This is a genomic window from Burkholderia sp. FERM BP-3421, assembly GCF_028657905.1.
Taxonomy (GTDB): Bacteria; Pseudomonadota; Gammaproteobacteria; order Burkholderiales; family Burkholderiaceae; genus Burkholderia.
In genome coordinates this window covers 2,917,182-2,938,332 of record NZ_CP117782.1, presented here as the reverse complement: position 1 = coordinate 2,938,332, position 21,151 = coordinate 2,917,182, and the positions used below count along the sequence as shown (strand labels likewise).

Annotated in this window: 21 protein-coding genes; 5 read left to right on the top strand and 16 right to left on the bottom strand. The window is 68.7% G+C overall.

Annotated elements, in window-relative coordinates:
- Positions 1 to 50: 50 nt before the first annotated feature.
- From hslU to Bsp3421_RS29245, 9 genes are all read right to left on the bottom strand, one after another.
- Entirely contained in the window at positions 51 to 1,394 is a 1,344-nt protein-coding gene (hslU, locus tag Bsp3421_RS29285) for an ATP-dependent protease ATPase subunit HslU (RefSeq protein WP_273999599.1), read from the bottom strand.
- A gap of 12 nt (positions 1,395 to 1,406) precedes the next feature.
- Positions 1,407 to 1,943: an ATP-dependent protease subunit HslV gene (hslV, locus tag Bsp3421_RS29280; RefSeq protein ID WP_252982445.1), complete on the bottom strand. Its 537-nt coding sequence runs from the start codon at positions 1,941 to 1,943 to the stop codon at positions 1,407 to 1,409.
- A gap of 225 nt (positions 1,944 to 2,168) precedes the next feature.
- The gene (gene dksA / locus Bsp3421_RS29275; protein ID WP_010090354.1) at positions 2,169 to 2,585 is read right to left on the bottom strand and encodes an RNA polymerase-binding protein DksA; all 417 of its coding nucleotides are present in this window, start codon (positions 2,583 to 2,585) and stop codon (positions 2,169 to 2,171) included.
- Between the two features lie 443 nt (positions 2,586 to 3,028).
- Positions 3,029 to 4,123, bottom strand: a complete 1,095-nt coding sequence (locus tag Bsp3421_RS29270) for a CobW family GTP-binding protein (protein ID WP_273999585.1) — start codon at positions 4,121 to 4,123, stop codon at positions 3,029 to 3,031.
- A gap of 175 nt (positions 4,124 to 4,298) precedes the next feature.
- Positions 4,299 to 5,501 (bottom strand): class I SAM-dependent rRNA methyltransferase, encoded by a 1,203-nt coding sequence (locus tag Bsp3421_RS29265; protein ID WP_273999583.1) that lies wholly within the window; start codon positions 5,499 to 5,501, stop codon positions 4,299 to 4,301.
- Positions 5,502 to 5,582: 81 nt separating this feature from the next.
- A complete protein-coding gene (gene xerC, locus Bsp3421_RS29260; RefSeq protein WP_273999582.1) occupies positions 5,583 to 6,503 on the bottom strand; it encodes a tyrosine recombinase XerC in 921 nt (306 codons plus the stop codon).
- Between the two features lie 13 nt (positions 6,504 to 6,516).
- Positions 6,517 to 7,236 carry a DUF484 family protein gene (locus tag Bsp3421_RS29255; protein ID WP_273999580.1) on the bottom strand — a complete coding sequence of 240 codons (720 nt, stop codon included), beginning with the start codon at positions 7,234 to 7,236 and terminating at the stop codon, positions 6,517 to 6,519.
- Positions 7,237 to 7,263: 27 nt separating this feature from the next.
- On the bottom strand, positions 7,264 to 8,121 hold the full coding sequence (gene dapF, locus Bsp3421_RS29250) for a diaminopimelate epimerase (protein ID WP_273999579.1): 858 nt from the start codon (positions 8,119 to 8,121) through the stop codon (positions 7,264 to 7,266).
- A 30-nt stretch (positions 8,122 to 8,151) separates the two neighbouring features.
- The gene (locus Bsp3421_RS29245; protein WP_273999577.1) at positions 8,152 to 9,036 is read right to left on the bottom strand and encodes a lipid A biosynthesis lauroyl acyltransferase; all 885 of its coding nucleotides are present in this window, start codon (positions 9,034 to 9,036) and stop codon (positions 8,152 to 8,154) included.
- Between the two features lie 261 nt (positions 9,037 to 9,297).
- Here Bsp3421_RS29245 and metK point away from each other — a divergent pair, with 261 nt between their 5' ends.
- Entirely contained in the window at positions 9,298 to 10,485 is a 1,188-nt protein-coding gene (metK, locus tag Bsp3421_RS29240) for a methionine adenosyltransferase (protein ID WP_273999576.1), read from the top strand.
- Between the two features lie 79 nt (positions 10,486 to 10,564).
- Here metK and Bsp3421_RS29235 read toward each other — a convergent pair whose 3' ends face one another.
- Positions 10,565 to 10,921 (bottom strand): hypothetical protein, encoded by a 357-nt coding sequence (locus tag Bsp3421_RS29235; RefSeq protein ID WP_273999575.1) that lies wholly within the window; start codon positions 10,919 to 10,921, stop codon positions 10,565 to 10,567.
- A 355-nt stretch (positions 10,922 to 11,276) separates the two neighbouring features.
- On the opposite strand from Bsp3421_RS29235, the gene Bsp3421_RS29230 reads away from it, so the two are divergent.
- On the top strand, positions 11,277 to 12,047 hold the full coding sequence (locus Bsp3421_RS29230) for a phytanoyl-CoA dioxygenase family protein (protein ID WP_273999574.1): 771 nt from the start codon (positions 11,277 to 11,279) through the stop codon (positions 12,045 to 12,047).
- Between the two features lie 9 nt (positions 12,048 to 12,056).
- On the opposite strand, the gene Bsp3421_RS29225 is transcribed toward Bsp3421_RS29230, so the two are convergent.
- Complete coding sequence (locus Bsp3421_RS29225) at positions 12,057 to 12,263, bottom strand: DUF3185 family protein (RefSeq protein WP_273999572.1); 207 nt, start codon at positions 12,261 to 12,263, stop codon at positions 12,057 to 12,059.
- 200 nt (positions 12,264 to 12,463) lie between these two features.
- Here Bsp3421_RS29225 and mgrA point away from each other — a divergent pair, with 200 nt between their 5' ends.
- Positions 12,464 to 13,507: an L-glyceraldehyde 3-phosphate reductase gene (mgrA, locus tag Bsp3421_RS29220; RefSeq protein ID WP_273999571.1), complete on the top strand. Its 1,044-nt coding sequence runs from the start codon at positions 12,464 to 12,466 to the stop codon at positions 13,505 to 13,507.
- A gap of 50 nt (positions 13,508 to 13,557) precedes the next feature.
- Here the strand turns inward: mgrA and Bsp3421_RS29215 are convergent, their stop codons facing one another.
- The 3 genes from Bsp3421_RS29215 to Bsp3421_RS29205 form a co-directional block, all read right to left on the bottom strand.
- On the bottom strand, positions 13,558 to 13,743 hold the full coding sequence (locus tag Bsp3421_RS29215) for a hypothetical protein (protein ID WP_252982457.1): 186 nt from the start codon (positions 13,741 to 13,743) through the stop codon (positions 13,558 to 13,560).
- 184 nt (positions 13,744 to 13,927) lie between these two features.
- Complete coding sequence (locus Bsp3421_RS29210) at positions 13,928 to 14,797, bottom strand: DMT family transporter (protein WP_273999568.1); 870 nt, start codon at positions 14,795 to 14,797, stop codon at positions 13,928 to 13,930.
- Positions 14,798 to 15,137: 340 nt separating this feature from the next.
- Complete coding sequence (locus Bsp3421_RS29205; protein WP_273999567.1) at positions 15,138 to 16,358, bottom strand: MFS transporter; 1,221 nt, start codon at positions 16,356 to 16,358, stop codon at positions 15,138 to 15,140.
- 314 nt (positions 16,359 to 16,672) lie between these two features.
- Here Bsp3421_RS29205 and Bsp3421_RS29200 point away from each other — a divergent pair, with 314 nt between their 5' ends.
- Both Bsp3421_RS29200 and Bsp3421_RS29195 read left to right on the top strand, forming a co-directional pair.
- Positions 16,673 to 16,885: a hypothetical protein gene (locus Bsp3421_RS29200; protein WP_273999565.1), complete on the top strand. Its 213-nt coding sequence runs from the start codon at positions 16,673 to 16,675 to the stop codon at positions 16,883 to 16,885.
- Between the two features lie 32 nt (positions 16,886 to 16,917).
- Positions 16,918 to 17,958 (top strand): serine/threonine protein kinase, encoded by a 1,041-nt coding sequence (locus tag Bsp3421_RS29195; RefSeq protein WP_273999564.1) that lies wholly within the window; start codon positions 16,918 to 16,920, stop codon positions 17,956 to 17,958.
- Between the two features lie 45 nt (positions 17,959 to 18,003).
- On the opposite strand, the gene Bsp3421_RS29190 is transcribed toward Bsp3421_RS29195, so the two are convergent.
- Positions 18,004 to 19,422: a coniferyl aldehyde dehydrogenase gene (locus tag Bsp3421_RS29190; RefSeq protein WP_273999563.1), complete on the bottom strand. Its 1,419-nt coding sequence runs from the start codon at positions 19,420 to 19,422 to the stop codon at positions 18,004 to 18,006.
- Positions 19,423 to 19,454: 32 nt separating this feature from the next.
- The gene (locus tag Bsp3421_RS29185) at positions 19,455 to 21,137 is read right to left on the bottom strand and encodes an isovaleryl-CoA dehydrogenase (protein WP_273999562.1); all 1,683 of its coding nucleotides are present in this window, start codon (positions 21,135 to 21,137) and stop codon (positions 19,455 to 19,457) included.
- Positions 21,138 to 21,151 lie beyond the last annotated feature (14 nt).

Below are 21,151 nucleotides of genomic sequence, written 5' to 3'. Positions count from 1 at the left end.
CCCGTTTCGTTTGCGTCGTCGCGGCGCGTGACGTGCGCCGCGACGTTACGTCACAGCACGTAACGCGACAGGTCTTCGTCCTGCGACACCTGGCCGAGCGCGCGGTCGACATAGGCTGCGTCGATCGTCACGTTTTCGCCGGCGTGGTTGCCGGCCGAGAACGAGACGTCCTCGAGCAGCTTCTCGATCACCGTGTACAGGCGCCGCGCGCCGATGTTCTCGGTCTTCTCGTTGACCGAGTAGGCGATTTCGGCGAGCCGGCGGATCCCGTCGTCGGCGAACTCGAGCTTGACGTCCTCCGTCTCGAGCAGCGCCTGGTATTGCTTGACGAGGCTCGCGTCGGTCGACACGAGGATCGCTTCGAAATCCTCGACCGACAGCGATTCCAGCTCGACGCGGATCGGGAAGCGGCCCTGCAGCTCGGGGATCAGGTCGCTCGGCTTGGCGAGGTGGAACGCGCCGCTCGCGATGAACAGGACGTGGTCGGTCTTCACCATCCCGTACTTGGTGTTGATCGTGGTGCCCTCGACGAGCGGCAGCAGATCGCGCTGCACGCCCTGCCGCGACACTTCGCCGCCGCCGCCTTCCTGGTTGCGCGACGCGATCTTGTCGATCTCGTCGAGGAACACGATGCCGTTCTGCTCGACGTTCTGCACGGCCTTCGTCTTCACTTCCTCGTCGTTGAGCATCTTCGCCGCTTCCTCGTCCGTGAGCAGCTTCAGCGCTTCCTTGATCTTCACCTTGCGGCGCATCTTCTTGGCGTTGCCGAGGTTCGAGAACATCGAGCGGATCTGCTCGGTCATCTCTTCCATGCCCGGCGGCGCCATGATGTCCATGCCGGCCTGCGGCTGCTCGAGGTCGAGCTCGACTTCCTTGTCGTCGAGCTGGCCTTCGCGCAGACGCTTGCGGAAGGTCTGGCGGGTGACGTTGTTGTCGTCGTTCGCGTGCTCGCTGCCCGCGCCGAAGCCGACCGCGCGCGGCTGCGGCAGCAGGATGTCGAGGATCCGGTCTTCAGCCTGGTCCCGCGCCTTGCTGCGCACCTTGCGCATCTCCGATTCGCGGGTCTGCTTGACCGAGATCTCGATCAGGTCGCGCACGATGCTGTCGACGTCGCGGCCGACATAGCCGACCTCGGTGAACTTGGTCGCCTCGATCTTGATGAACGGCGCATCCGCGAGCTTCGCGAGACGGCGCGCGATCTCGGTCTTGCCGACGCCCGTCGGCCCGATCATCAGGATGTTCTTCGGCGTGATTTCCTGGCGCAGGGGCTCCGCGACCTGCTGGCGGCGCCAGCGGTTGCGCAGCGCGACGGCCACGGCCTTCTTGGCCTTCGCCTGGCCGATGATGTGCTTGTCGAGTTCCGAGACGATCTCGGCAGGGGTCATGGTGCTCATTGATGCGCGTCCTTACTCGATGGTCTCGATGATGCGGTTGTGATTCGTATAGATGCACATGTCGCCCGCGATCGCGAGCGACTTCTCGACGATCTCGCGCGGGGACAGATCCGTGTTCTCGGCCAGCGCGCGCGCCGCGGCCTGCGCATACGAACCGCCCGAACCGATCGCGCAGATCCCGCCTTCGGGGTCGAGCACGTCGCCGTTGCCGGTGATGACGAGCGTCGTGGTGGCGTCGGCGGCGATCAGCATCGCCTCGAGACGGCGCAGCATGCGATCGGTGCGCCAATCCTTCGCCAGCTCGACGGCGGAGCGAGTCAGGTTGCCCTGGTGCTTTTCGAGCTTCGCCTCGAAGCGGTCGAGCAGCGAGAACGCATCGGCGGTGCCGCCCGCGAAGCCGACCAGCACCTGATTGTTGTAGATGCGGCGGACCTTGCGCGCGCCGCCCTTCATCACGATGTTGCCGAGCGTCACCTGGCCGTCGCCGCCCAGGGCGACCTTGTCGCCGCGCCGTACGGAAACGATCGTCGTGCCGTGAAATTGCTCCATCTGCGTTCCTTCAGAAAAACGGGGAAGACGCGGCGGCGCACGAGCGTCGCCGCTGGAATGTGGCGCTGCGCGGAGCAGGATGCTCGACGCGCATGGCCTTCATTTTAGGGCGTGCGCCGCGATATCAAGAGCGCGGCGGCCCAAAAAGCAAAAGCGCGCGGCAGGCCGCGCGCTTGTCTCGAAGCAGCGTGTCGGGGGCGCGGGAGGCGGCCCGCGCCGGGGCGATCAGTCGCCGAACAGCTTCTGGCGCAACTCGCGCCGCTCCTGCGCCTCGAGCGACAGCGTGGCCGTCGGACGGGCGAGCAGACGCGGGATGCCGATCGGCTCGCCGGTCTCTTCGCACCAGCCGTAGTCGCCGGACTCGATGCGCGCGAGCGACTGCTGGACCTTCTTGAGGAGCTTGCGCTCGCGATCGCGCGTACGCAGTTCGAGCGCGTGCTCCTCTTCGATCGTCGCGCGATCGGCGGGATCCGGCACGATCACCGTCTCACGCAGGTTCTCGGTCGTCTGGCCAGCGTTGTGGAGGATTTCCGCCTGCAACTGTTCGAGCCGAGCTTTGAAGAAGGCGAGCTGATCCTCGTTCATGTAATCCTTGTCGCTCATCTTCAGGATTTCGGCTTCGGTCAAGAGTTTCTTCGTCATCTGCTTGCTTCTTCAATGTGCGGCAAACCGCGAGATATTGCCCGCACTTTGGGATTACCCGCAACTGGCCTTGCAATTATTTGCCATTGCGCCGGGCGGGGCCGAAAGCCTCTGGATTACCGGTTGTCCATCATCCAAGGTCCCCCTGGGCCGGATGCGGGCGCCGCCAACCGGTCGGCGGCGTTCCATGTCGCACCGCGCGGACCGGCCAACTCGCGGCGGCGTTCGCCGGTGCGTTGCGCCCGATTCATCATGCAAGAACCGGGCCCGTTGTCGTCATGCCACTTCCAGTGGGCAGGTATTGTAACTGAATCGCAAGCGCCCACCGTATCGGGTCGATCCCCGTCCGGTACGGCCGGCATCCTGAAAATATAACCTGCAAACCGCGAAAAAGCGATGACGTCCGATGCGGCGCGAACCGGCCGCCGCACCGGCCGCGGCGCTCAGGCGAGGCAGGCGTCGAGGCCGTCGGTGATCAGGTCCTGCGGCAGGTCGATGCCGATGAACACCATCTTGCTGGTCTTCTTCTCGATCGGCAGCCACTTGGCGGCGAGGTCGCTGCCCATCATCTGGTGCACGCCCTGGAACACCACCTTGCGGTCGACGCCCTTCATGTACAGCACGCCCTTGTAGCGCAGCATCCGTTCGCCGTAGATCTGCAGGATGCCGCCGAGGAAGTCCTCGAGCTTGTTCGGGTCGAACGGGCGGTCGTTGCGGTAGACGAACGACTTGATCTTGTCGTCGTGGTGCGCGTGGTGATGGTGCGCGTGGCCATGATCGTGCCCGTGCTCGCAATGGCCGTGATCATGGTCGCAATGCGCGTGGTCGTCGTGGCCGTGGCCGTGGCCGTGGTCGTGGTCGTGATGCGCGTGGGCGTGGTCGTCCTCGGCGAGGAAGTCCGGATCGATCTCGAGCTTCGCGTTCAGGTTGAAGCCGCGCAGGTCGAAGATCTCCTTGATGTCCGCGTCGCCGAAATTGACGATCTTCACTGTCGCCTTCGGATTCATGTGCAGCAGGCGGTGCTTGAGCCCCGCGAGCGTCGCGTCGTCGACCAGGTCGGCCTTGGTGATGAACAGGCGATCCGCGAAGCCGACCTGGCGCTGCACGACCTCGTGCTCGTCGAGCTGCGCGTTCGCGTGCTTGGCGTCGACCAGCGTGATGATCGCGTCGAGCAGGAAGTCGTCGGCGATCTCGCTGTCGATGAAGAAGGTCTGCGCGACGGGGCCCGGATTCGCGAGGCCGGTGGTTTCGATCACGACCCGGTCGAAATCGAGCGAGCCGTCGCGCTTCTTCGCGGCGAGGTCGCCGAGCGCGCGCGCCAGATCGCCGCGGATCGTGCAGCAGATGCAGCCGTTGCTCATCTGGATGATCTGCTCGTTCGAATCCTGAACGAGGATCTCGTTGTCGATGTTCTCTTCGCCGAACTCGTTCTCGATCACGGCGATCTTCATGCCGTGCTGTTCGTTCAGGATGCGCTTGAGCAGCGTCGTCTTGCCGCTGCCGAGAAAGCCGGTGAGGATGGTGACGGGAATGGCCATGTCGATCGCCTGTGGTTCGTGAAACGGGGTCAAAACGTAGGAGTGCGCGCGGCGCCCGCGCGCGAAGCGCAGGCCTGCAACCGACTATTGAAGCACACCTGTCAAGCCCCCGCGCGCCGGCCGGATGACCGTCGCATTGGCCGCCGCGCGCGGTTGGCTGCCAAGATCGGGGCGATCAGGCGATTTGCAACAGCAGGCCCTTCAGATATTCGCCCTCGGGGAATGCGCTCAGGAGCGGATGGTCGACGCCCGCGCCGAGCCGCTTCAGGATCCGCGCGTCGACGCGCGCGTCGGCCGCGGCGCCCGCGACGATCTTCTGGAACAGGTCGAGGTCGATCGCGCCCGAGCACGAGTAGGTGAACAGCAGGCCGCCCGGCCGCAGCAGCCGGAAGCCGCTCAGGTTGATGTCCTTGTAGGCGCGGGCCGCGCGGTCGACGTGCTCGCGCGACGGCGCGAACTTCGGCGGATCGAGGACGATCAGGTCGAAGCGCTCGCCGTCGTCGACGAGGCGGCGCAGCGTCTTGAACGCGTCGGCGTCGAGCCATTCGGCGCGGGCCGCGTCGAAGCCGTTGGCCGCGACATTGCGTCGCGCCAGGTCGAGCGCATCGCCCGACGAGTCGATCGACACCACGCGCCGCGCGCCGCCCTTGAGCGCCGCGAGCGAGAAGCCGCCGGTGTAGCAGAAGCAGTTCAGCACGTCGCGCTCGCGCGCGTACTGCGCGACGAGCGCGCGGTTGTCGCGCTGGTCGACGTAGAAGCCCGTCTTGTGGCCGTTCGGCACGTCGACGTGGTAGCGCACGCCGTGCTCGGCGGCGATCAGGGTCGCGGGCGGCGGGTCGCCGGCCAGCACGCCCGTCACCTGTTCGAGCCCTTCCTTTTCGCGGATCGACACGTCGGAGCGCTCGTAGACGTTCGGGCAGCCGGTCGCGCCGACCAGCGCGTCGACGATCGCGGTCTTCCAGGCCTCGACGCCGGCCGCCATGAACTGACACACCAGCTGGCCGCGCGACGGCGTCTCGTCGGACTGGTAGTGGTCGACGATCAGGCCGGGCAGGCCGTCGGCCTCGCCGAACACGAGCCGCACGGCGCCGGTGTCCGTCACCATCGCCTGCCGGTGCGCGAGCGCGCGCTGCACGCGGCGCTTGAAGAAGGCGTGATCGATCGGCTCGGCTTCGTCGAAGCTCCAGACCCGCACGCGGATCTGCGACTGCGGGCTGAACGCGCCGCGCGCGAGGAAGCGGCCGTCGTGCGCGCGCACGATGACGGTCGCGCCGGACGCGGGGCGGCCGTCCACGCGGTCGATCGCGTTCGCGTAGACCCACGGGTGACGGCGCAGCAGGGATTTGTCTTTCGACGGTTTGAGCGTAACGGTTTGCATGGCGTCATCAAAAAGCCGCGTCGGACGCGGCGGGATCAAGCGCGGGATCAAGCGCGGGTTGAAGCGCGGGTTGGGCGGCGCTCAGCCGCGCTTTTTCGCGCGCGGGTGCGCGCTGTCGTAAATCTTGGCGAGATGCTGGAAGTCGAGCGACGTGTACACCTGGGTCGCGGTGATGCTCGCGTGGCCGAGCAGCTCCTGCACCGCGCGCAGGTCGCCGCTCGACTGCAGCACGTGGGTCGCGAACGAGTGGCGCAGCACGTGCGGGTGCACGTTGGCCGGAATCCCGGCCATCAGCGCCGCGCGCTTCACGCGCTCGCGCACCACGTTCGGCGACATCCGGTTGCCGCGCGCGGACAGGAACAGCGGATGCGGATCGAGGCGCACGAATTCGCCGCGCACCGCGAGCCACGCCTGGAGCGCCTCGATCGCCTTGCGGCCGACCGGCACCTTGCGCTCCTTGCTGCCCTTGCCGCGCACCGTGACTTCGGCCTCGGCGAGGTCGAGCCAGCCGGACGAGCGGTAGCCGTCCGCGTTCGCGTAGACGGCGTCGAGGCCCACCAGCTCGGCGAGGCGCAGGCCCGACGAATAGAACAGCTCGAGGATCGCGTGGTCGCGCGCGCCTTCCGTCGTGTCGGGCAGGCGCGCGTCCATCAGCGCGCTCGCGTCGTCGACCGAGAGCGCCTTCGGCAGCGTCTTCGGCCGCTTCGGCGCGCGCACCGCGGCGACCGGGTTCGCGCTCATTTCGACGTGCTGCGCGTACCAGCGGTAGAACGCGCGCCACGCGGACAGGCGGTGCGCGATCGAGCGCGCCGACAGCCCGCCGCCGTGCGCGCGGGCCACCGCGCCGCGCATGTCGACCGCGGTGAGGCTCGCGAGCGGCCGGCCGTCGGCGAGTTTGACCAGTTCGTCCAGCGCGTGCGCGTAGGCGCGCAGCGTGTGGTCCGACAGCTGCCTGACGTGTTTCAGGTGCGACAGGTAGGCGGCGATCGGATCGTCGGTCATCGCGCGGGCCGATTCAGTGCGGCAGCAGGCGCGTGAGCGCGGCGCTCGCGAGCGTGCCGATCTGGGTCAGGAAGTCGGTGCCCATACCGTCGTGGAAGCGGCGCGCGTCCGGCGAGCCGAGCACGAGCAGGCCGAACGCGTTCGCGTCGGCGTCAGCCTGCGGCGCACGCAGCGCGATCAGCGCAACCGACGCCGCGGCGCCCGATTCGGCCGCGCCCGCCGCGGCGTCGCCGTCCGCGGCCGCCGTCGCCGCGCCCGGCGCGAGCCAGTGCGCGGCCTCGAAGCCGGTGTTCGCGCCGCAGTAGGGCGTCGCGAGGCTGTTCGCGAACAGCCGCAGCTCCTCGCCGACGTTGCGCGCGAACTCGGCCTGCGCGTAGGTGTCGGCGACGTCCCACAGACGCAGCGCGGTCTGCGGCACGTCGAACACTTCGGCCAGGCCGTCGGCGATCGCGCGCGGCAGGGCGTACGGATCGCGCTCGGCGATCACGCGGGCGGTCCAGCGGCCGTACTTCTCGGCCAGCCCGTCGTTCTCGTGGCCGTAGCGCAGCAGTTCGGCGAGGCGCCGTTCGAGATGCTTGTTCTTGTCGCGCAGCATCTCCATCTGGCGCTCCTGCAGCGAGATGGCCGCCTTGCCGTGCGGATTCGCGAGACGGATGGTGGCGAGCAGCTCCGCGTGCCGGGAGAAGAACTCGGGGTTGGCGAGCAGGTAGTCGGCGACTTCGCGATCGTTCATGGCGCTGTATCGGGGGCGAATAAGGGGTCAGGCGGGCAGGTCGATCATGCCTTCGAACACGGTCGTGGCCGGGCCGGCCATCCACAGCGGCGCGGCGGTTCCGTCCCAGGTGATCGTCAGCGGGCCGCCGCGGGTATGCACGGTGACGGGCGCCTCGAGCAGCCCGCGCCTCACGCCGGCCGCGACCGCCGCGCACGCGCCCGTGCCGCAGGCGAGCGTCTCGCCCGCGCCGCGCTCGTAGACGCGCAGCTTCACTTCGCGGCGCGACACGATCTGCATGAAGCCGGCGTTCACGCGGCGCGGAAAGCGCGGATGGTGCTCGATCAGCGGGCCCTCGGCCAGCACCGGGTAGGCGTCGACGTCGTCGACCACCTGCACGGCGTGCGGGTTGCCCATCGTCACCGCCGAGATCCAGCGCGTCGCGCCGTCGACCTCGAGCGGCCACAGCGTGTCCGCGCCTTCGCGGCGGCCGTCGAGGCCCTGCGCGTCGAACGGCACGCGGACCGGATCGAAGCCGGGCGCGCCCATGTCGACGACGACCTCGCCGTTGTCCTGCATGGTCAGCGTGATGATGCCGTGCTTCACCTCGACGCGCACGCTGCGCTTGTCGGTGAGGCCCTGGTCGCGCACGAACTTGACGAAGCAGCGCGCGCCGTTGCCGCAGTGCTCGACCTCGCCGCCGTCGCAATTGAAGATCCGGTAGCGGAAGTCCACGCCGTCGACCGTCGGCTTCTCGACGAGCAGCAGTTGGTCGGCGCCGATGCCGAAATGGCGGTCGGCGAGCGCGCGCACCTGCTCGGCGCTGAGCGCGAGGTCGTGGCGATAGCCGTCGAGCACGATGAAGTCGTTGCCGACGCCGTGCATCTTGGTGAACGAGAGTTTCATGGGCGCTATTGTAAGCTGCGGCGGAGCCGCTCAGTAGAAGCCGGGTTCGCCGGGCGGACGGGTCTTGAAACGCTTGTGCACCCAGTAGTACTGCTCGGGCAGCAGCGGGATCTGCTCCTCGAGGAACGCGTTCATGCGGCGCGCGTCGAGGTCGTCGTCGCCGGTCGGGTAGTCGTTCCAGGGCCTGAACACCTTGAGCCGGTAGCCCTTGTAGTTCGGCAGCACCTCGCCGATGAACGGCACCACCTGGGCGCGGCCCGTCTTCGCGAGCCGGCCGACCGCGGTCAGCGTGCACGCGGGCACGCCGAAGAACGGCACGAAGGTGGAATTGCGCAGGCCGTAGTCCATGTCGGCGCCGAGCATCACGGGCTTGCGGTCGCGCAGCCAGCGCAGCACCACCCGGGCGCTGTCGGCGCGGCCGACCATCTCGGCGTCGAAGCGCCCGCGCGCGGCCTTCGCGGCCGCCTCGAGCGTCGGATTCGAGAACGGCTGGTACAGCGAGCCGCAGCGCCGCCGCAGCGCGTAGTTGAGGAAGATCGAGCCGGCCTCGATGCCGACGAAATGCAGGCCGAGGAACAGCGTCGGCGGCAGGTCGGGATCGGTCAGGTCGACCGCGCTGTCGACCTCGATCAGCTTCTCGAGCTTCTTCGCCGAGCCGAACCACTGGATGCTGCGCTCGACGTAGCTGCGGATCGCGTGCCGGAAGTGCTGGCCCGCGACCGTCTCGCGGCGCGCGTCGCTCCATTCCGGGAAGCACAGCTTCAGATTGGTATGGACAATGCGCTTGCGGCGGCTCGGGATCTGGTAGAGCAGCCAGCCGAGGCCGTCGCCGAGCCGCGCCACGAGGCCGTACGGCAGCTGGGCGAGCAGCTTCAGGAAGCCGAGGGCGAGTTGCGTGCCGAGTCGGCCTAGCATGCGTCGCCTCCGGCGGGCCGGCGGGCCGGCGCGGTGCGGACGGGGGAATAAAACAGCAATTCGGACGGCACGGGGTGGCCTGCTACATTTCGAGAAAGCCGTTATAATAAGGGCTTCGCCGAGTTAACTGACAACTTGCGGGGCGAAGCCGATGGGCGCCACCAGCGCTATCGGGCAGGAAATCCGCTAAAGCGTCGCCACTTCAGGCCTCAAGAAGCTGGCTACGTGAACGCACCGTAACCACAACAGGAGCCTGATACCGTGGCAAACGACTTCTTCTTCACGTCTGAATCCGTATCGGAAGGCCATCCGGACAAGGTCGCCGACCAAATCTCCGACGCGATCCTCGACGCGATCCTCGCGCAGGACAAATACTCCCGCGTCGCAGCTGAAACGCTGTGCAACACGGGTCTCGTCGTGCTGGCCGGTGAAATCACCACCACCGCCAACATCGACTACATCCAGATCGCGCGCGACACCATCAAGCGGATCGGCTACGACAACACCGACTACGGCATCGACTACCGCGGCTGCGCGGTGCTCGTCGCGTACGACAAGCAATCGCCGGACATCGCACAAGGCGTCGACCGCGCGCACGACAACAACCTCGACCAGGGCGCGGGCGACCAGGGCCTGATGTTCGGCTACGCGTGCGACGAAACGCCGGAACTGATGCCGCTGCCGATCCACCTGTCGCACCGTCTCGTCGAACGCCAGGCCAACCTGCGCCGCGACGGCCGCCTGCAATGGCTGCGCCCGGACGCGAAGTCGCAGGTCACGATCCGCTACGTCGACGGCAAGCCGCACTCGATCGACACGGTCGTGCTGTCGACCCAGCATGCACCGGAAATCGAACTGGACATGCTGCGCGAGGCGGTGATCGAGGAGATCATCAAGCCGACGCTGCCCGCCGACCTGATCAAGGGCGACATCAAGTTCCTGGTGAACCCGACCGGCCGGTTCGTGATCGGCGGCCCGCAAGGCGATTGCGGTCTGACGGGCCGCAAGATCATCGTCGATACCTACGGCGGCGCGGCGCCGCACGGCGGCGGCGCGTTCTCGGGCAAGGATCCGTCGAAGGTCGACCGCTCGGCCGCGTACGCGGGCCGCTACGTCGCGAAGAACATCGTCGCGGCGGGCCTGGCATCGCGCGCATTGATCCAGGTTTCGTATGCAATCGGCGTGGCTGAGCCGACTTCCGTGATGGTCAACACGTTCGGCACCGGCCGCGTGTCGGACGAGACGATCACGAAGCTCGTGCGCGAACATTTTGATCTGCGTCCGAAGGGCATCATCAAGATGCTGGACCTGCTGCGTCCGATCTACGAAAAGACCGCCGCCTACGGCCACTTCGGCCGCGAAGAGCCGGAATTCTCGTGGGAAGCGACCGACAAGGCGCTCGTGCTGGCGGAAGCCGCCGGCGTCGAACCGGCCGTGGAACCCGCCTGAACGCGCGGCATCCCCGTCGAATGAAAAACCCCGGCATTGCCGGGGTTTTTTTATGGGCGTCGCGCGGGCGGCCGGGGGATCAGCGTGCGCCGAAACCGAAGCCGAACCAGCCGGCGGTGCTGGCCGCGAGCCGGCGCGGCCGATTGACGCGGCGGCGCGGGGCGGCGCGCCGCGCGGCGAGTTCGCGCAGCGACGAGGGTTTTTGCAGCAGTGAACGCAGCGCGCCGCGACGCGCCGCCGCGTGCGCGCTCATGATCGCCACGAGCGCCTGCAGCCAGCCGCGGATGCCGGTGAAGCGCAGCGGTTGCTGCGCACGTTCGGCGAGGGCCCGCGCGCGGGCGCTGTGGTGGCGCAGCGCCCGCACGATGCGGCGCGGTGCGGCGGGCAGGGCGGTCCGGGCAACGCGGCCGAGACGGGAAGTAAGGCGGACAGACATGAGTACAGTGCTTCGCTCGAATGGATGACGTCCGGGACGGACGTGCGGATCAAAGGCCCGGTGGGCGCCTGGCGAAAATCTTACCGAAAGGCGCGCTATCCCGCGCCCGCAAGAACTGACAGGCTCGCCGAGACTACAGGCGATTCATGACGCCGAGAAGTCGCGCAAACCCGCGGCGGACGGCGGACCTGCGCGCCTGCTTCGAGCTTAGTGGCCGGGCGGCGTCGCGCAGTTCCCTTGCGTTACATCAATCCGTACCGGCACTCAATTCCATGCAGCCAGTATTGGTGGTGCGCGTACTGGTTCACACCGTTTTACAATCGAATCGTTCACATACAAATACATCGAGCGTCCCATGTCTTGGTTGCAGTCGGAGTCGATTCACGCGCAGGTGCAGGCGGTGCGCGAGCACGGTTTTGTCGTGGCAAAGGGGCTCGTGTCCCCCGAGCGGTGTGCGGCGCTGAAGGCGCTGGCCGAGCGACAACTCGGGGAGGCCGCGCAGCCGGTCGAATTCGAGGCCGATTTGCGTTATCCGGGCGCGCCCGAATCGAAGCGCGCGCCGGGCGGCCATACCGTGCGGCGGCTGCTCGATGCGTACGGGCGCGACGCGGCGTTCGCGCAGCGCGCGACGGCGCCCGAAATCGGCGCGTGGATGCGCGCGTATTTCGACGAGGCGCCGGTGTTGTCGCGCGCGCATCACAACTGCATGATGACCAAGCATCCGATGTACGGCAGCCTGACCGGCTGGCACCGCGATGCGCGCTACTGGTCGTTCGAGCGGCCCGACCTGGTGTCGGTGTGGCTCGCGCTCGGCGCTGAGACCCACGAGAACGGCGCGCTGTGGCTGGTGCCGGGCTCGCACACGGCCGAGTTCGGCGCGGACAGCTTCGACGCGGCCAAGTTCTTCCGCGCCGATCTGCCGGCGAATCGCCCGCTGATCGAGCAGGCCGTGTGCCCGCCGCTCGAGGCGGGCGACGTCGTGTTCTTCCACTGCAACACGCTGCATTCGGCCGGCCAGAACACCTCGGACCGCGTGAAGTTCTCGCTCGTGTTCACCTACCACGGCGCGAGCAACCGGCCGGTGCCCGGCTCGCGCTCGGCGGCCACGCCCGACGTGACGCTCTGAGCGCGCGGCTCAGCGCTTGCCGGACGGGATCGCGATGCCGATCAGTCCGGCCAGCATGGCGACCACGCCGCCCGCGATCAGCATGATGGTCTTGTTCGACGGCGAGCCGCTGAAGAAGCGCGCGACGTCGTCGTTGATCGAATGAAACGACTGGCCGCCGAAATACAGCAGCACGATGCCGCCGACGATGAGCGCAACGGAAATCGCCCGGGTCATGAAAATCCTCGCAATAACGAACCATCAGGACGTCGCAGTGTAGGGGAGCGCCGCTATCGCGTCCATGTTCGCGCGCGCCGCATGCGCGATCGGGGCGGGTTGGCTAACATAGCCGGTCCGGGATGCCGCCCAGCGGCATGCCGCCTGTCTGGCGCGATCGCGCCGGCCGCCTTCTCGACACGTCTTAACCGGGACTTCTCATGGCCTACGAAGCAGCCTCCGAACGATATGCAGAGATGCAGTACCGCGTATGCGGCAAGTCAGGGCTCAAGCTGCCCGCTCTGTCGCTCGGCTTGTGGCACAACTTTGGCGACACGACGCCGATCTCGACCCAGCGCGAGATCCTGCGCACCGCGTTCGACCTCGGCATCACGCACTTCGATCTCGCCAACAACTACGGCCCGCCGTACGGCAGCGCGGAGACCAACTTCGGCCGCCTGCTGAAGGAAGATTTCCGGCCGTATCGCGACGAGCTGCTGATCTCGTCGAAGGCCGGCTGGGACATGTGGCCCGGCCCGTACGGCAGCGGCGGCGGCTCGCGCAAGTACATACTCGCGAGTCTCGACCAGAGCCTGCAGCGGATGGGGCTCGACTATGTCGACATCTTCTACTCGCATCGCTTCGACGCGCACACGCCGCTCGAGGAGACCGCGAGCGCGCTCGCGACCGCGGTGCAGCAGGGCAAGGCGCTGTACATCGGCATCTCGTCGTACTCGGCGGCCAAGACCCGCGAGATCGCGACGCTGCTCGCCGAATACAAGGTGCCGCTCCTGATCCATCAGCCCGCCTACAACCTGCTGAACCGCTGGGCCGAGCACGAGCTGCTCGATACGCTCGACGCGGTCGGCGCGGGCAGCATCGCATTCACGCCGCTGGCCCAGGGGCTGCTGACGTCGAAGTACCTGAAGGGGATTCCCGCCGATGCGCGGATCAACAAGCCGGGCGGCGGCTCGTTGAAGGAGTCGCACCTGAGCGAGGAGAATCTGGAGCACGTGCGCAAGCTCAACGCGATCGCCGAGCGGCGCGGCCAGACCCTCGCGCAGATGGCGCTCGCCTGGGTGCTGCGCGACGGCCGCGTGACCTCGGCGCTGATCGGCGCGAGTCGTGCGGAACAGGTGCGCGAAAACGTCGCCGCGCTGAAGAACCTGTCGTTCAGCGCGGACGAACGCGCGGAGATCGATCGCCATGCGACCGAGGGCGGCATCAATCTGTGGGAGAAGCCATCCACGGATCAGGCGATCTGATCGACCGGGCCGCGCGTGCGCCACGTCGCACGCCGCGGCGATCCGTGCCGCTAGATCAGCGCGGGCAGCCCTTCCACGAGCAGCACGGCGACCATCACCCCCAGCATCGCGCCGAACACGCGCAGGACGTTGTGGCGGAATTCGGTCGCACAGGGCACGGCGCCCAGGAACAGCGCGCCGGCGAGCGCCATCGGAATCAGCAGGATGAAGTCGCCAATCGTGAAGTAAGTCGACATGCTCGTCTCCTTGTTATCTCACCCCGACCACGTGCCGCAGGACGGTTACTTCGAGTATAGGAAACGCCGCGCGTTTTTTCGCTATCCGTACCCTTAAAAGCCGACTCAGATCAAGCCGGCGGCCGATTCTTTCGTATTGCTTTCCATCGGTGCGGCATGCGCGGGCCGCGCATGCCGCACCGCGTCATGCCGGGGCTGCCGCCCGGGAGCCGCTGCGGAACACCAGGGCGAGCCCCGCGAGGATCGCCGCCATGCCGGCGAGCACCAGCGGTTCGAGCGGATGGCCGAGCCACAGCGCGTCCATCAGCGTGGTCACGACCGGCACCAGATAGAACAGGCTCGTCACGTTGACGAGATCGCCGCGCTGCATCAACCGGTAGAACAGATGTTGCGCGCACACCGAGATCACGATGCCGAGCCAGACGAGCGGCACCACGGACGCCCAGCTCACCTCGAACGCGAGCGGCTTGAACGGCGCGAACGCCAGGCACAGGCCGAGGCCGATCGCGTTCTGCACCGGCAGCACGTCGATCGGCGCGGCCTTCATGCGCTTTTGCAGCAGCGCGCCGAAGGTCATCGCGAGCAGCGCGCCGAGCGCGCAGGCGATGCCCGACGGCGGTACCGCCCCGCCACCGCGATAGACGACGAGTGCGAGGCCGCCCAGCGCCAGCGCGAGACCCGCGAGGCGCGCGCCGGACCAGCGGCGTTCGAGCAGCGCGAGCGTGAGGATCGGCTGCACGCCGAGCAGGGTCGCGAGCACGCCCGGCGCGAGGCCGCGTTCGAGCGCGAGCAGGTACAGGATCGAGTAGCCGCCCATCAGCAGGAACCCGGTCGCGATCGCGAGGCGCCGCGCGCCGGGTTCGGGGAGCCAGCGGCCGCGCGCGAGCGCGAGCGGCAGCAGGACGAGGGACGCGAGCGCGAAGCGCGCGATCAGGAACGCGAAGGCGCTCGCATGGCGCAGGCCGAGTTCGGCGAAGATCGCACCGCTGCTCCACAGCAGCACGAAGAGCGTGGTGGCGCCATATGCGGCCAGCGCGTGTTTGACGGAATGCATGAGGGTTCACCTGTCGAGTGAAACGGGCAGGACCAGGCGTGCGGACGCCGCGCGCAAGGCGCGCCGGTGCGACGACTGGAACGAGGGACGACCGCGCGGCGTTCAGCCGTGCAGTGCGACGGGCGGCGGCGGTGCGCCGACGCGCGGCGGATCGACAGGTGGGGGCGGGGCGGACGCGCGCGCGCAGGCGTGCAGCGAGCCCTGACAGGGCGGCTGCGAAACGGCGAAGGCGGGCGCGAGAGGCTGCATCGAGACGAAGGGTGAATCGTGCGTGACGTGAGTGACGAATCGCAACGATAGCCGATGTCGCGGCTTCCTGGCAATCGAACGCGGGTGAGGTTTACGCGAGGCCGCGCCGCTCGCGTTGCCGCAGCCGGACCGCGAGCGCCAGCCCGAGCAGCAGCAGCGCGCCGGTCAGCGCGACGACGCCGCGCCAGCCGGCCGCGCTCCAGCACTGTCCGCCGAACCAGCCCACGAAGCTCGAACCGAGGTAGTAGGCGAGCAGATACAGCGCGGCGGCCTGCCCCTTGCCGGTGTTCGCGAGGCGGCCGACCCAGCCGCTCGCGACCGCATGGCCGGCGAAGAAGCCGAAGGTCGCGCAGGCGAGGCCGGCCGCGATCGCGGGCACGGGACGCAGCAGCGTGAGCGCGAGGCCCGCGAGCATCAGCCCGAGGCTCGCGATCAGCACGCGGCCGCGGCCGAGCCGGTCGGCCGCGCGACCGGACCAGGGCGAGGCGACGACGCCCGCCAGATAGACCACGAACAGCGCGCCGACGCTCGCCTGGCTCATCCGGTACGGCGGCGCGAGCAGGCGGTAGCCGAGGTAGTTGTAGAGCGTGACGAAGCTGCCCATCAGCACGAAGCCGGTGGCGAACAGCGCGGGCAGCCCGGGGCGGCGCGTGAGATGGCCGACGAGCGCGGCGCGATGCTGCGCGAAGCCGACGCCGCGGCGCGGCGTGAAATGGCGCGACGGCGGCAGCAGCGCGCGGAACGCGAGCATCGCGGCGAGGCCGAGCACCCCGGTCGCGCCCACGGCGATCCGCCACGAGCCGAGATCGGCCAGCACGCCGGCGACGACCCGCCCGGACATGCCGCCGATCGCGGTGCCGCCGACATAGAGGCCCATCGCGAGGCCGAGGCCGTCGGGGTGCACCTCTTCGGCGAGATAGGCCATCGCGACGGCCGGCACGCCGCCGAGCGCGAGCCCGGTGAGCGCGCGCAGCGCGAGCAGCTGTGACCAATGCGGCGCGCATGCGGCGCCGAGCGTGAGCAGGGCCGACAGCGTCAGCGACGCGGTCATCAACTGGCGGCGGCCGAGCGCTTCGGACACGAAGCCGGCGACGAAGATCGCGCCGGCCAGCGCGGCCGTCGACAGCGACAGCGCGAGGCTGCTCTGCGCGGGGCTCACGCCGAACTGCGCGGAGAACGCGGGCAGCAGCGGCTGCACGTAGTAGAGCAGCGAGAAGGTCGCGTAGCCCGCGCACAGCAGCGCGGCGCTGGCCCGCCGGTAATCGCGCGTGCCGCGTTCGAGATAGCGGGCGGATCCGGGGGCGGCGGTCAAGCGGGTTCTCCGGGCGGCGGGAGGGCGGGGTGTGCGGACGGCGCGGTTGCGGTGGCGCGACGAACGGATGTAGACGTCCGTCTCACCTGTCAGGTTATGATGATGCGAAGCCGTCGCGCAAGCCTGATGCGACGGCCGTGGCTGAATGGCGACATCCGCGTGGACACCGGCCCATTCAGCGCTATTTTCTCTTTTCGCGATTTCAGCCGCGATTGACAATGGATGCGCAGCACCGCCCTTCGTGCGGCGGCGCGCGTTTCGTGTATTTGCCTGGCCGGGCGACCACCGGCCGGCCCTGAAAGCGGGGGAACATCATGCATGTCGGTTCGATTGTCTGTACCACTCATATCGCAGTGCCCAAGGGCGCGCGCGGCATCGTCCAGCGCATCCTCGGCGACATGGCGATGGTGACCTGGTACGCGGGCGTGCCCGGCGATTCCAAGGAACTCAACACCGAGCCCTTCTTCCTCGAGGACCTGATCGATACAGGCGAATCGGTGCTGCCCGCGGGCGCGGCGCTGCACTGAAGCGCTCGTCTTTCGGTCCCGTGCACGGCACAATGCGGGACATGAACGATGCCCTTCCTGATTCATCCGCCGCCGGCCCGAGCGCCGGCGTGCCTTTTGCCGGCCTCACGCCGGAATGCGTGCTCGATGCGCTCGACAGCGTGCTGATGCCCACGGGCGCGCGCACCGACGGCCGCCTGCTCGCGCTCAACAGCTACGAAAACCGGGTCTACCAGGTTGGCATCGAGGACGGCCCACCCGTCGTCGCGAAGTTCTACCGGCCGCATCGCTGGTCGGACGATGCGATTCTCGAAGAGCATGCGTTCGTCGCCGAGCTGGCGGCGCGCGAGATTCCCGCCGTGCCCGCGCGCGTGCTCGACGGCGCGTCGCTGCATCATTTCGACGGTTTCCGTTTCGCGCTGTTCGAGCGGCGCGGCGGCCGCGCGCCCGATCTCGACCGGGCCGACACGCTCGAATGGCTCGGCCGCTTCATCGGCCGCATCCATGCGGTCGGCGCGACGCATGACTACGCGGCGCGGCCCGCGCTCGACATCGCGACCTTCGGCCACGCGCCGCGCGATTTCCTGCTGTCCGGCAGCCTCGTGCCGGACGACGTGCGTCCCGCGTACGAAGCGGTGCTTGCGCTCGCGCTGGAGGGCGTCGAGGCGGCCTTCGCGCGCGCGGGCGACGTGCGCAGGCTGCGCGCGCACGGCGACTGTCATCCGAGCAATGTGCTGTGGACCGACGCCGGCCCGCACTTCGTCGATTTCGACGACAGCCGGATGGCGCCCGCGATCCAGGATCTGTGGCTGCTGCTGCCGGGCGACCGCCCCGAGGCGGCGCGCGCGTTGACGGACCTGCTGGCGGGCTACGAGGATTTCTGCGAATTCGATCCGCGCGAGCTGCACCTCGTCGAGGCGCTGCGCACGCTGCGCCTCATCCACTACGCGGCCTGGCTGGCGCGGCGCTGGGACGATCCGGCATTCCCGGCCGCGTTCCCGTGGTTCAACACGCCGCGCTATTGGGAAGCGCGCGTGCTCGAGTTGCGCGAGCAGGTCGGCGCGATGCAGGAAGGGCCGCTGTGGCCGGTCTGAGCGCGGCGCGCCCGCGTCCCGGCCGGCCCGCTTCCTGAGCCTGGTTCAGAACCGCAGCATCATCTTGATGACCGAGGCGAAGCGCTTGCCGTAAGGCGGCGCGAGCAGATTGCGGGTATTGAAGCGGGGTTGCGTGAGCACGGGCTTCATCTTCGAGAACGTCACGAAGCCGTCATGGCCGTGATACGCGCCCATCCCGCTCGCGCCGACGCCGCCGAACGGCAGCGAGAGGCACGCGATATGCATCAGCGTGTCGTTGACCGTCACGCCGCCCGAGATCGTGTCGCGCATCACGCGCTCGACCGTCGCCCGCGTTTCGTCGAACAAATACAGCGCGAGCGGCCGCGGCCGCGCATTGATGTACGCGATCGCATCGTCGAGCCGGTCGTACGGAACGACCGGCAGCAGCGGCCCGAAGATTTCCTCCTGCATCAGCGTTGCCGCGTCGGGCGCCTGCGTGACGATGGTCGGCACGAAGCGCCGCCGCGCCGGGTCGGACGCCACGTCGGCGAGCGGATGCAGTTGCGCGCCCGCCGCCTCGGCTTCGTCCGCGAGCCGCTGCAGGCGCGCGAAATGGCGATCCGAGACGATCGAGGTGTAATCGGCGTTGCGCGCGAAGTCAGGGTACAGGCGCGCGACCCGCGCCCGCGCCCGCGCGATGAACGCCTGCTCCTGGCCGCGCGGCACCAGCACGTAGTCGGGCGCGATGCAGGTTTGCCCGGCATTCAGGGTCTTGCCGGCGATCACCGCGTCGACCGCCGCGTCGAAGCGCGCGTGCGGGCCGACGATCACGGGCGACTTGCCGCCCAGTTCGAGCGTGACGGGCGTCAGATGCTCGGCGGCCGCGCGCATCACGTGACGGCCGACCTGGGTCGAGCCGGTGAACAGCAGGTGATCGACGGGCAGCGCGCTGAACGCCGCGCCCACCTCGGCGTCGCCGTTCACGACCGCGACGTGGTCGCGCGAGAAGGTCTTGGCGATCAGCTGCTCGAACAGCGCGGCGGTGCGCGGCGTCAGCTCCGACATCTTGATGATCGCGCGGTTGCCCGCCGCGAGCGCGCAGGCGAGCGGCGAGGCCGCGAGCAGCAGCGGGTAGTTCCACGGCGCGATGATGCCGACCACGCCGAGCGGCTGCGGCATCACCTTCGCGCGCGCCGGCTGCATCCACTTGCTCATCGGGCGGCGGCTCGGCTTCATCCAGCGCTTGCCGTGCCGCAGCGCGTCGTCGATTTCCTCCTTCGCGAGCCACACTTCCGACAGCAGCACCTCTTCCTTCGCGCGATGGCCGAAGTCGGCGCTGATCGCCTCGGCGAACGCGTCGCGATGGTCGAGCAGCATCGCGCGCAGCGCGCGCAGGTGGCTCGCGCGCGTGTCCCAGGACGGATACGGCGCGCGCAGGTACGCGGCGCGCTGGTCGCGCAGCAGCGCATCGAGATGGGCGAGATCGGGCAGGTCGTTTTTCACTGGGTCTCCTTGGCAGCGGGTGTGGCCGGCCGTCAGGCCGGGAACGCCCGCTCGACGAGCGCGGCGTGGTCGAAGCGGGCGGGCAGCGTGCCGTACACGCGCCCGGTGTCGTGGTTCGACGCGGCGAGGCGCGTCGCGAGGAACGCGTCGGCAACCGGCGCGGGTGCGTCGCGCAGCAGCAGCGAGGCCTGCGCGAGCAGCGCGATGCGCTGGGCGATCCCGCGCGCGCACGCTTCGCGCGCCTCGGGCGCGAGCGCGAGCAGATCGTCGAGCCCGGCGAGCGCGGCGGCGAAGCGCGGGTCGCGCCGCGCGTCGTCGCGCCAATCGTCGAGCAGCGCGGCGGCGGCGTCGGGATCGCGCTCGAGTGAGCGCAGCACGTCGAGGCACATCACGTTGCCGGATCCTTCCCAGATCGAATTGACGGGCGCCTCGCGATAGAAGCGCGCCATCGGGCCGGTCTCGACGTAGCCGTTGCCGCCCCAGACTTCCATCGCCTCGCCGGTGAAGGCGAGCGCGCGCTTGCAGACCCAGAATTTCGCAGCCGGCAGCACGATCTGCCGCCAGCCGCGCGCAAGGGCCGGCGGCGCGGCGCCGTCGGCCGCCTCGAACGCGTGCGCGAGCTGCATGAACAGCACGGTCGCGGCTTCCGACTCGAGCGCGAGATCGGCGAGCACATTGCGCATCAGCGGTTGTTCGACGAGCAGGCGGCCGAATGCGCTCCGGTGGCGCGTATGATGAATCGCCTCGATGAGCGCGATGCGCATCAGCGAAGCGCTGCCGACCACGCAATCGAGCCGCGTATAGTTCGCCATTTCGATGATGGTCGGCACGCCGCGCCCCTCCTCGCCGATCATCAGACCATAGGCGTCGAGGAACTCGACCTCGCTGCTCGCATTGGAGCGATTGCCGAGCTTGTCCTTCAGGCGCTGGATCTGCACGGCGTTCTTCGCGCCGTCGGGCGTGTAGCGCGGCACGTAGAAGCACGACACACCCGGATGCGCGTCGGTGCGCGCGAGCACGAGATGCGCGTCGCATTGCGGCGCGGAGAAGAACCATTTGTGGCCGACCAGGCGATACGCGCCGCCGCGGCCGCCCGTGCCGAGCGGCGTCGCACGGGTCGTGTTCGTGCGCACGTCGGAGCCGCCCTGCTTTTCCGTCATCCCCATCCCGACCATGATCGCGCGCTTCTGCTCGAGCGGCGCGTCGCGCGGATCGTATTCGCACGCGTACAGGCGCGTGCGCAGCGTTTCAAAAAGGGCCGGTTCGCGGCGCAACACGGGAATGCTCGCGAAGGTCATCGTGAGCGGGCACAGCGAGCCCGATTCGAGTTGCGAGTGCAGGAAATAGCCGGCGCAGCGGGCCGGCATCGCGCCGGCGCGCGGCGTTGCGAACGGCAGCGCGTGCAGGCCCGCGCCGCGCACCATGCCGAGCAGCGCATGCCAGCTCGGATGGAATTCGAGCGCGTCGATCCGTTCGCCGCGCGGGCTGTGCGTCACGAGTTCGGGGGTATGGCGGTTCGCGGCCTCGGCGAGCGCGAGCGCCTCGGGGGTCGTCAACGCGGCGCCCAACTCGGCGAGCTTCGTTCGATACCACGCTGCCGCGTGGCGTTCCAGCGCGGCGGCGAGCGCGACGTCCGTTTCAAACGCGTTGTAATCGACAAGCGGCGGCGCCTGATTCGTGACCTGATGCGTGACTGTCAGAACGTGTTCGTGCATGCCTGTCTCTCCCG